This is a genomic window from Campylobacter sp. BCW_6871, assembly GCF_001762325.1.
Lineage (GTDB): Bacteria > Campylobacterota > Campylobacteria > Campylobacterales > Campylobacteraceae > Campylobacter_D > Campylobacter_D jejuni.
Genome location: NZ_MJWQ01000053.1, coordinates 115,512 through 123,597, shown reverse-complemented (window position 1 = coordinate 123,597; position 8,086 = coordinate 115,512). Strand labels below are relative to the sequence as shown.

The 8,086-nt window shown below is 32.6% G+C and carries 6 protein-coding genes, 2 tRNA genes and 1 rRNA gene; 1 reads left to right on the top strand and 8 read right to left on the bottom strand.

The features are described from left to right. Positions 1–515: 515 nt before the first annotated feature. From AJ930_RS06345 to AJ930_RS06325, 5 genes are all read right to left on the bottom strand, one after another. Positions 516–592, bottom strand: a tRNA-Ile gene (locus AJ930_RS06345). Between the two features lie 8 nt (positions 593–600). Continuing rightward, a tRNA-Ala gene (locus AJ930_RS06340) sits at positions 601–676 on the bottom strand. Positions 677–778: 102 nt separating this feature from the next. Next, positions 779–2,291, bottom strand: a 16S ribosomal RNA gene (locus tag AJ930_RS06335). A 635-nt stretch (positions 2,292–2,926) separates the two neighbouring features. Then, positions 2,927–3,664: a hypothetical protein gene (locus AJ930_RS06330; RefSeq protein WP_044778549.1), complete on the bottom strand. Its 738-nt coding sequence runs from the start codon at positions 3,662–3,664 to the stop codon at positions 2,927–2,929. Then, positions 3,657–4,883: a hypothetical protein gene (locus AJ930_RS06325; RefSeq protein ID WP_070275010.1), complete on the bottom strand. Its 1,227-nt coding sequence runs from the start codon at positions 4,881–4,883 to the stop codon at positions 3,657–3,659. Before AJ930_RS06325 ends, AJ930_RS06330 begins: the two co-directional genes overlap by 8 nt. A 127-nt stretch (positions 4,884–5,010) precedes the next feature. Between AJ930_RS06325 and AJ930_RS06320 the strand changes: the two genes are divergently transcribed. Next, on the top strand, positions 5,011–5,595 hold the full coding sequence (locus tag AJ930_RS06320; RefSeq protein WP_070275009.1) for an IMPACT family protein: 585 nt from the start codon (positions 5,011–5,013) through the stop codon (positions 5,593–5,595). Positions 5,596–5,638: 43 nt separating this feature from the next. Here the strand turns inward: AJ930_RS06320 and AJ930_RS06315 are convergent, their stop codons facing one another. The 3 genes from AJ930_RS06315 to AJ930_RS06305 all read right to left on the bottom strand — a co-directional run bounded on the left by AJ930_RS06315 (position 5,639) and on the right by AJ930_RS06305 (position 7,998). Next, positions 5,639–6,022 (bottom strand): hypothetical protein, encoded by a 384-nt coding sequence (locus AJ930_RS06315; RefSeq protein WP_002860258.1) that lies wholly within the window; start codon positions 6,020–6,022, stop codon positions 5,639–5,641. A 73-nt stretch (positions 6,023–6,095) separates the two neighbouring features. Further along, entirely contained in the window at positions 6,096–6,431 is a 336-nt protein-coding gene (locus tag AJ930_RS06310; RefSeq protein ID WP_083263162.1) for a hypothetical protein, read from the bottom strand. After that, entirely contained in the window at positions 6,421–7,998 is a 1,578-nt protein-coding gene (locus tag AJ930_RS06305; RefSeq protein ID WP_070240062.1) for an ABC-F family ATP-binding cassette domain-containing protein, read from the bottom strand. Before AJ930_RS06305 ends, AJ930_RS06310 begins: the two co-directional genes overlap by 11 nt. Between the last annotated feature and the right edge of the window lie 88 nt (positions 7,999–8,086).

Sequence of the window (8,086 nt, the reverse complement as noted above, 5' to 3'; positions counted from 1 at the left end):
TTATTGATTCTAAAACGCATCACTTCCTTGTTAAAGTTTTTATGATAAGACTTCTTTATCTTAAGACGGAAAGCATTCAAACACTTAATATAAAACTAAATGATTTAGTCTTAACTAAGCTGTGAGTTTGAAACTTGTCTTTAATTTACAAATCTTAAATCTAATATTCTCTTTATTTTAAAGATAAAGATAATTAAAAGATATAAGTTAAACCAAAGAAAAGATAAATAGGTTTTATCCTTTAACAAGTCCTGTAAAATTGTTTTTATTAAAACTTGCTTGTGACTCTTAACAATGATAATTAAAAAGAACATTTAGGTTTAAAACCTAAAGGAAGTATATATTAATATAATCATTATAAATATAAATACATAATGTATATGCTATTTATATCTATTAAAGTATATTCTTTTATAGCTAAAGATAAAAATAAATCTAAGTATTTAGAGTTTATATTTTATCTACTTTATATACTTGCTTTAGATTTTAAAGCTTTTTTATTCAAATCTTTTTTATGGTGGGCCTAACAAGACTTGAACTTGTGACCTCACCCTTATCAGGGGTGCACTCTAACCAGCTGAGCTATAGGCCCTTAATAAATGGTGGAGAATAGCGGGATCGAACCGCTGACCTCCTGCGTGCAAAGCAGGCGCTCTCCCAGCTGAGCTAATTCCCCATAAACAATTAGCTTTATCATCAATCTTTGAAATCTAAACAAGAATCAATTGAGTTTATATATTGAAGTAATAGTTGTGAGACTTATTACTTTGTACTCTAGAAAGGAGGTGATCCAACCGCAGGTTCTCCTACGGTTACCTTGTTACGACTTCACCCCAGTCGCTGATTCCACTGTGGACGGTAACTAGTTTAGTATTCCGGCTTCGAGTGAAATCAACTCCCATGGTGTGACGGGCGGTGAGTACAAGACCCGGGAACGTATTCACCGTAGCATGGCTGATCTACGATTACTAGCGATTCCGGCTTCATGCTCTCGAGTTGCAGAGAACAATCCGAACTGGGACATATTTTATAGATTTGCTCCACCTCGCGGTATTGCGTCTCATTGTATATGCCATTGTAGCACGTGTGTCGCCCTGGGCATAAGGGCCATGATGACTTGACGTCGTCCACACCTTCCTCCTCCTTACGAAGGCAGTCTATTTAGAGTGCTCGGCCGAACCGTTAGCAACTAAATACGTGGGTTGCGCTCGTTGCGGGACTTAACCCAACATCTCACGACACGAGCTGACGACAGCCGTGCAGCACCTGTCTCTAAGTTCTAGCAAGCTAGCACCCTCATATCTCTATAAGGTTCTTAGGATATCAAGCCCAGGTAAGGTTCTTCGCGTATCTTCGAATTAAACCACATGCTCCACCGCTTGTGCGGGTCCCCGTCTATTCCTTTGAGTTTTAATCTTGCGACCGTACTCCCCAGGCGGTACACTTAATGCGTTAGCTGCATTACTGAGATGACTAGCATCCCAACAACTAGTGTACATCGTTTAGGGCGTGGACTACCAGGGTATCTAATCCTGTTTGCTCCCCACGCTTTCGCGCCTTAGCGTCAGTTGAGTTCCAGCAGATCGCCTTCGCAATGGGTATTCTTGGTGATATCTACGGATTTTACCCCTACACCACCAATTCCATCTGCCTCTCCCTCACTCTAGACTATCAGTTTCCCAAGCAGTTTAATGGTTAAGCCATTAGATTTCACAAGAGACTTGATAATCCGCCTACGCGCCCTTTACGCCCAGTGATTCCGAGTAACGCTTGCACCCTCCGTATTACCGCGGCTGCTGGCACGGAGTTAGCCGGTGCTTATTCCTTAGGTACCGTCAGAATTCTTCCCTAAGAAAAGGAGTTTACGCTCCGAAAAGTGTCATCCTCCACGCGGCGTTGCTGCGTCAGGGTTTCCCCCATTGCGCAATATTCCCTACTGCTGCCTCCCGTAGGAGTCTGGACCGTGTCTCAGTTCCAGTGTGACTGATCATCCTCTCAGACCAGTTAAGCGTCATAGCCTTGGTAAGCCATTACCTTACCAACTAGCTGATACTATATAGTCTCATCCTACACCGAAAAACTTTCCCTACTCAACTTGTGTTAAGCAGGAGTATAGAGTATTAGCAGTCGTTTCCAACTGTTGTCCTCTTGTGTAGGGCAGATTAACTATACCTTACTCACCCGTGCGCCACTAATCCACTTCTAGCAAGCTAAAAGCTTCATCGTTCGACTTGCATGTATTAGGCACGCCGCCAGCGTTCACTCTGAGCCAGGATCAAACTCTCCATAATAAACCTTCTTTAGCATCAAGGCAAAGCCTTGACTAAGAAGCAAGCTAAAGGCCTACCCCGCCAACCTAATATAGATAAACTACTTAGATTGCATTAAAGAGATAAACCTTATTACTTTTATAGATAGTTTAATCTTTTTCTTCAAAGAAAAAGTTATATAAAGATTAAAAGAAAAGTTTTTAATCTTTTTAATATTAGATTGAATAGATTTTACATAATTGCTTATGCCTAAATCTTTCTGGCTCAATCGATCACTTATTTAGATTTCAAAGATTGACTAATAAGATTTGAATAACAATACTAAGTTAAAAGAACAAAACAAAAAATCATTTTTAAAAGAAAAGTTTTTAAATTAAAAACAAGATTTATAAAAAAGCTTTTAGTTTTAAATTAAAAAATTAAGAAAGTTAAAAACTCAAATAATTTAAAAACTTAAAAAATCTAAAATAAAGTTAATTTATAAAATCTACTCAGTTAGTGAAACTTTATAATTTAAAAGATTTTAAGTCCTTTTTTCAAAAAAGGAAATGAAAGTATAACCAATTAAACTTAAAAGGGGATTAAATAAAGGATTAAATAGTATAAATATTTGTGTAAGTATTTATATAAGTATTTGGTGGGTTAAAAAATGGGGGCTATATTTTAGAGCACTCGTAATTTTTATTTTTTATATTAACAAATTGACTTTTAAGTGTTTTAAAATCTGGAATATAAGCATAACCGCTAAGCGTATCTATAACGATACAAAGAGCATGCTTTTTTGATAACAAACGTATAATGCAATCTGAATTATTCTTTGCTAAAGTTTTTTCATATGCATAATTGGCATTTTTTAACGGAGAATACACTCTGCCCATTTCATCAAATACTAATCTAGTAAATCCTGAACAAGATCCTTTGAATTCAACCTTTTCTATTCCAAATCTTTTTGTAAGATTAAATCTTTGTGTAGTTTTTTCATCATCTTTACTAATAACTCCACTTTGACCTGAATTCATTAATTTGTTATGATTGATTACATCAACAGCAATTTCTCTATCTATATTGATTTCAGTTTTACCTAAATTAGCATTTCCATCGCCATTTTTATCCAAGAAAATAGTATATGTTTGATCATAACCCGTGGCAGCTGATTTTATAAAATAAATCTGCCATTTACTTTTAAACCACTCTCTTTTTGCGATAGCCAACTCATCAACTCTTATACCTTCTTGCATCATGGCTAAATTTTGGGTGTATTGGATATCATTAAGAATTTGTATTGCACCTTCTAGTAGATTGTCTTTTTTTAAGTAAAGACTGCCTAAATTAAAAACTATACCTAAAATGAGAATTATAAACACAAATTCCAACAAACTGAAAGCTTTAATCATAGTTTAAAATCTGATATACTTTTTCATATTTTCCAAGTTTTACTTTAACAATTTTTTTGTCCATATCATGCTTATCGGCTTGTTTTAAAGCTTTTAAATAAAACTTATTGCTATTTTTTATTCCATAAAATCGCAATCTTTTTTGCAAACTTGGGGCTGTTGCAAGCTCTAAAACATCTTGTTTTTTTAATTCTAGCGCCAATTCTTTAGCAAAATGATAATTATTGGCAAAATGACGATTTGGATTGTTTATAAAATAATACAATAATTGATTAGCGACGATTAAAAAGTAACAAAATATCAAAAAAATTATAGAACATTCTATAAAGATTTTATACCTTAATCGAAAAACTGGCAATCTCACTCTATAACTTTGCATTAAAGTTTTTATAAGCAAAGGAGTGCAAATAACACAAAAAGGCAAAAAATCATCTAAAAAAAGTTTTTGTCTTAAAGAAAGCAACAAGCAAAATACAAATGTTACACTCATTAAAAACCATAATAAATTTTTATATTTTTGAAAAGTCAAACGATAAATAGTATAAAAAAAATACACAAAAACCAAAGGAGAAAAACATGCAGCAAAAATTCCTAAGGTATCTAAAAAATAACCTCTTGGACGACCACCTGTATCAAAACCATAAAAACTGATACTTGCTCCAAACAAAACAAGAGATAAGGTAAATAAAATAGCATTTCTTTTATAAATCCCAAAAAAGAAAAAAGTTAAAAATAAAATATTAAAAGATTTATCAACAAATAATACTATAATCAATAATATATAAAAAAGCCATTTTTTTTCATATTCGTAAGCACATAATATAGCAAGGGTTAAAAAAATCACCAAAGATGCGGCATTAACCAGCAAAGCACTTGCAACAGTACCCGGCAATAAAACAAATAACAATAAAGAAAAAAAAGCATCAATTTTAGTTTTAGTATATTTTAAAGCTAGGAAATACAAAAGCAAACAACTTAAAAAATGAAAAAATAAAAAAGGAAGCCTTAAACCAAAATCATTTTGCCCAAAAATAAAAGTTCCAAAATGAGATATATAATAAAGCAAACTATGGGAAAAAATAAGTGATTTACCCTGCTCACCAAAATAAATATCAGCTTCATCAGCACTAATACTCAGTGTTGAAATTCCATAAAGCAAAGCCAACAAATCAAGACTAAGTAAAATGATGACAAGTTTATAATTTTTGATTTTTTCCATAATGAAAATTTTACAAAATTAAACTTAAAATATCAATGCAAATCATATAAATATCAAATATCTTAAAAATTAACATCAAATTGATTTTAGTTTTTATAAGTATAATTTTAAACAAAAAAAGGCAAAAATGCAAACTATTGATCAAATTTTTCAAACACAAATCGATATTAAAAAATCTATTTTCTTATCTTTTCTTTGCCCTTTTAAAGATTTTAAATTTTTAATAGAAACGCTAAAAAAAGAGCATCCAAAAGCTGTTCATTTTGTCTATGCTTATCGTGTTTTAAATGATTTTAATCAAATTGTAGAAGATAAAAGCGATGATGGAGAGCCTAAAGGAACTTCTGGAATGCCAACTTTAAATGTTCTAAGGGGCTATGATCTTATCAATGCGGCTTTAATCACTGTAAGATATTTTGGCGGTATAAAACTTGGTACAGGGGGACTTGTAAGAGCTTATAGCGATGCAGCAAATGCCGTGATTAATAATTCTTCTTTACTTTCATTCGAATTGAAAAAAAATATATCCATTGCTATTGATTTAAAAAATTTAAATCGTTTTGAACATTTTTTAAAAACTTATTCTTTTAATTTCACAAAAGATTTTAAGGATTGCAAAGCTATATTACATATCAAATTAAATGAAAAAGAGGAGCAAGAATTTGAAATTTTTTGTAAAAATTTTGCACCTTTTGAAATAGAGAAATTATAAATTCTTACAAGTAAATACAAAAGCTCCAAAATGGAGCTTTTGATTAAATTGCGTTCAATAAATCATTTAACAAAGTATTATTCTTACTTTGTTCATTTGCACCTTGTTGCGCAAGATCATTGTGAACGCTAGCACTTTGAGCTCTCATAGACAACTCGCCTTCATTTTGTCTAAAACGATAAGCGTAAACATTTGACATTTGAGCATAATTACTTAAATTTGAATTTGAGTTTTGTGCATTGCTTTGAAAACTATTGCTAGAATTTAAAGCATCTCCGCTTGACTTCTCATCGGCCTTATTTAATATATCCATAAAATCAGAATTTCCAGATGAAGAATAATCTTCAACCTGTTTATCCACCTGTTTATACTGACCACTAATAGCATCGTATTCATACGAGCTAATCGTTCTATAATTTACCTGCATAGTTTTCTCCTTTCAAAATATGCAAAAACTATACAAGCAAAAAGCGTTCCTTTTTATGTAAAATCAATGTTTTTCAATCATGATGAGTAGGCAAATGCTCCGCATCAAGCTCATTATTGGCTATAAATTCCTCCTTGGCTTTTTTACAGTTTTCATCACGCATTTTGCGGTATTCATTGCGAATCGTGATTTCTTTATCGCTTAGAGGTCTATCTTCTAAAAAACTAATATGAAAATAAGTATCATCGCTCTTTGAATAAGTTTTATAAAAATCTATATAATCAAAATAATCCTTGCCATTATCAAACTCTACGACCTCTTCTATATAAATCGTAGGTCCAAAACCCTTGTGATTTTGCGTATAGTGCCCAAAACCTGCGCTGTATTGAATTCTAAATTTAGCCATCATTTTCTCCTAAAAATTCTTGATAAGTTCCACGAAAATCCGTAAGCTTACCATTTTCTAAATGCCAAATTCTATTAGCAAAAGCAGAAACTAACTCCCTATCGTGGCTGATACAAAGCACTACACCTTTGAAATTATACAAAGCTTCACCTAGTGCAATAATACTTTCAAGATCTAAATGGTTATCAGGCTCATCTAAAAGCAAGAAATTTGGACGCTCTAGCATTAAACGAGAAAGCATTAAACGGTGTTTTTCACCCCCACTTAAACTTGCTGCCATCTTTTCTTGATCACTGCCACTAAAAAGCATTCTACCTAAACACTTACGGATTTCATCTAGATCTTTAAATTTTTCACTCATAAGCCATTCGTAAAGTTTCAAATTTTCACAAATTAAATTACTTGTATCTTGAGGAAAATATCCAAGCTCTATAGTTGCCCCAAGATGTATAGATCCACTATCTGGATTTATAGCATGGGCGATGATTTTTGCCAAAGTACTTTTGCCCACACCATTTGCCCCAATCAAAGCGATTTTATCATTTTTTTCTATTTTTAGCTCCAAATTTGAAAACAATTGTTTATCATAAGCCTTGCCTATACCTTTAAATTCTAAAACTTCATTACCTATTTCACGATTGGTTCTAAAAACTATGCTAGGATCTCTACGGCTTGAAATTTTAATCTCTTCAAGCTCTAGTTTTTCAAGTGCCTTAGCACGGCTTGTGGCTTGTTTTGCCTTAGAAGCATTTGCGCTAAAACGGCGAATGAAATTTTCTAATTCTTCTCTTTCTTTTAAGGTTTTATCGCGTTTAAGCTCAGCTTGTTTTGCCAAAAGCGTTGAAGCCATATACCAATCATCATAATTTCCCGCAAAATCACGAATTTGTTTAAAATCCACATCCAAAATTCTTGTGCAAATTTTATTTAAAAAATGCCTATCATGAGAGATGACAACTAAAGTCCCTTCATGTCTTAAAAGTTCATTTTCAAGCCAAGAAATTGCCTCTAAATCAAGGTTATTTGTAGGCTCATCTAAAAAAAGCACATCCGCACCCAAAAATAAAACTTGAGCCAGTAAGACTTTAAATTTATCCGCACTTTGTAAGGTGCTCATCAAAGCATCAAAATCTTTAATCTTTAAAGAACTTAAAATTTTTTCACAACGTGTTTCACAATCATAATTTGGATCTTCTTCGGCCGTTATTATCTCAAGCTCACCTAAACGCTCATTGATCTCATCGGTAAATTCCTCGCTCATATAAAGCTTTTCTTTTTCTTTTAAGGCCTCATATAAACGCTTATTTGCACACATCACTGCATCTTTGATGGTGTAGTTTTCAAAAGCAAATTGATCCTGTCCTAAAACTGCGATTTTCAAGCCTTCATCAAATACTATTTCACCACTACTTGACTCAATTTCTCCTGAAAGAATTTTTAAGAAAGTCGATTTTCCCGCACCATTAGCACCGATAAGTCCATATCTTTGTCCTCTAACAAGCTTTAAATTAACATTTTCAAATAAAAGCTGATTTGCAAAACGCATAGTAAGATTTTTTACTTCAACCATGATTTTCCTTAAATTTTTTACTTATAAAAATTTTTAAGAAATTGTATCAAAAAAAGACTTGAAATTAATTGAGTATAAAATATTAGTA

Coding starts and splice junctions, on each gene's coding strand:
- AJ930_RS06325 (WP_070275010.1), bottom strand. CDS start 4,883: ATGGAAAAAATCAAAAATTATAAACTTGTCATCATTTTACTTAGTCTT.
- AJ930_RS06330 (WP_044778549.1), bottom strand. CDS start 3,664: ATGATTAAAGCTTTCAGTTTGTTGGAATTTGTGTTTATAATTCTCATT.
- AJ930_RS06315 (WP_002860258.1), bottom strand. CDS start 6,022: ATGCAGGTAAATTATAGAACGATTAGCTCGTATGAATACGATGCTATT.
- AJ930_RS06310 (WP_083263162.1), bottom strand. CDS start 6,431: ATGATGGCTAAATTTAGAATTCAATACAGCGCAGGTTTTGGGCACTAT.
- AJ930_RS06320 (WP_070275009.1), top strand. CDS start 5,011: ATGCAAACTATTGATCAAATTTTTCAAACACAAATCGATATTAAAAAA.
- AJ930_RS06305 (WP_070240062.1), bottom strand. CDS start 7,998: ATGGTTGAAGTAAAAAATCTTACTATGCGTTTTGCAAATCAGCTTTTA.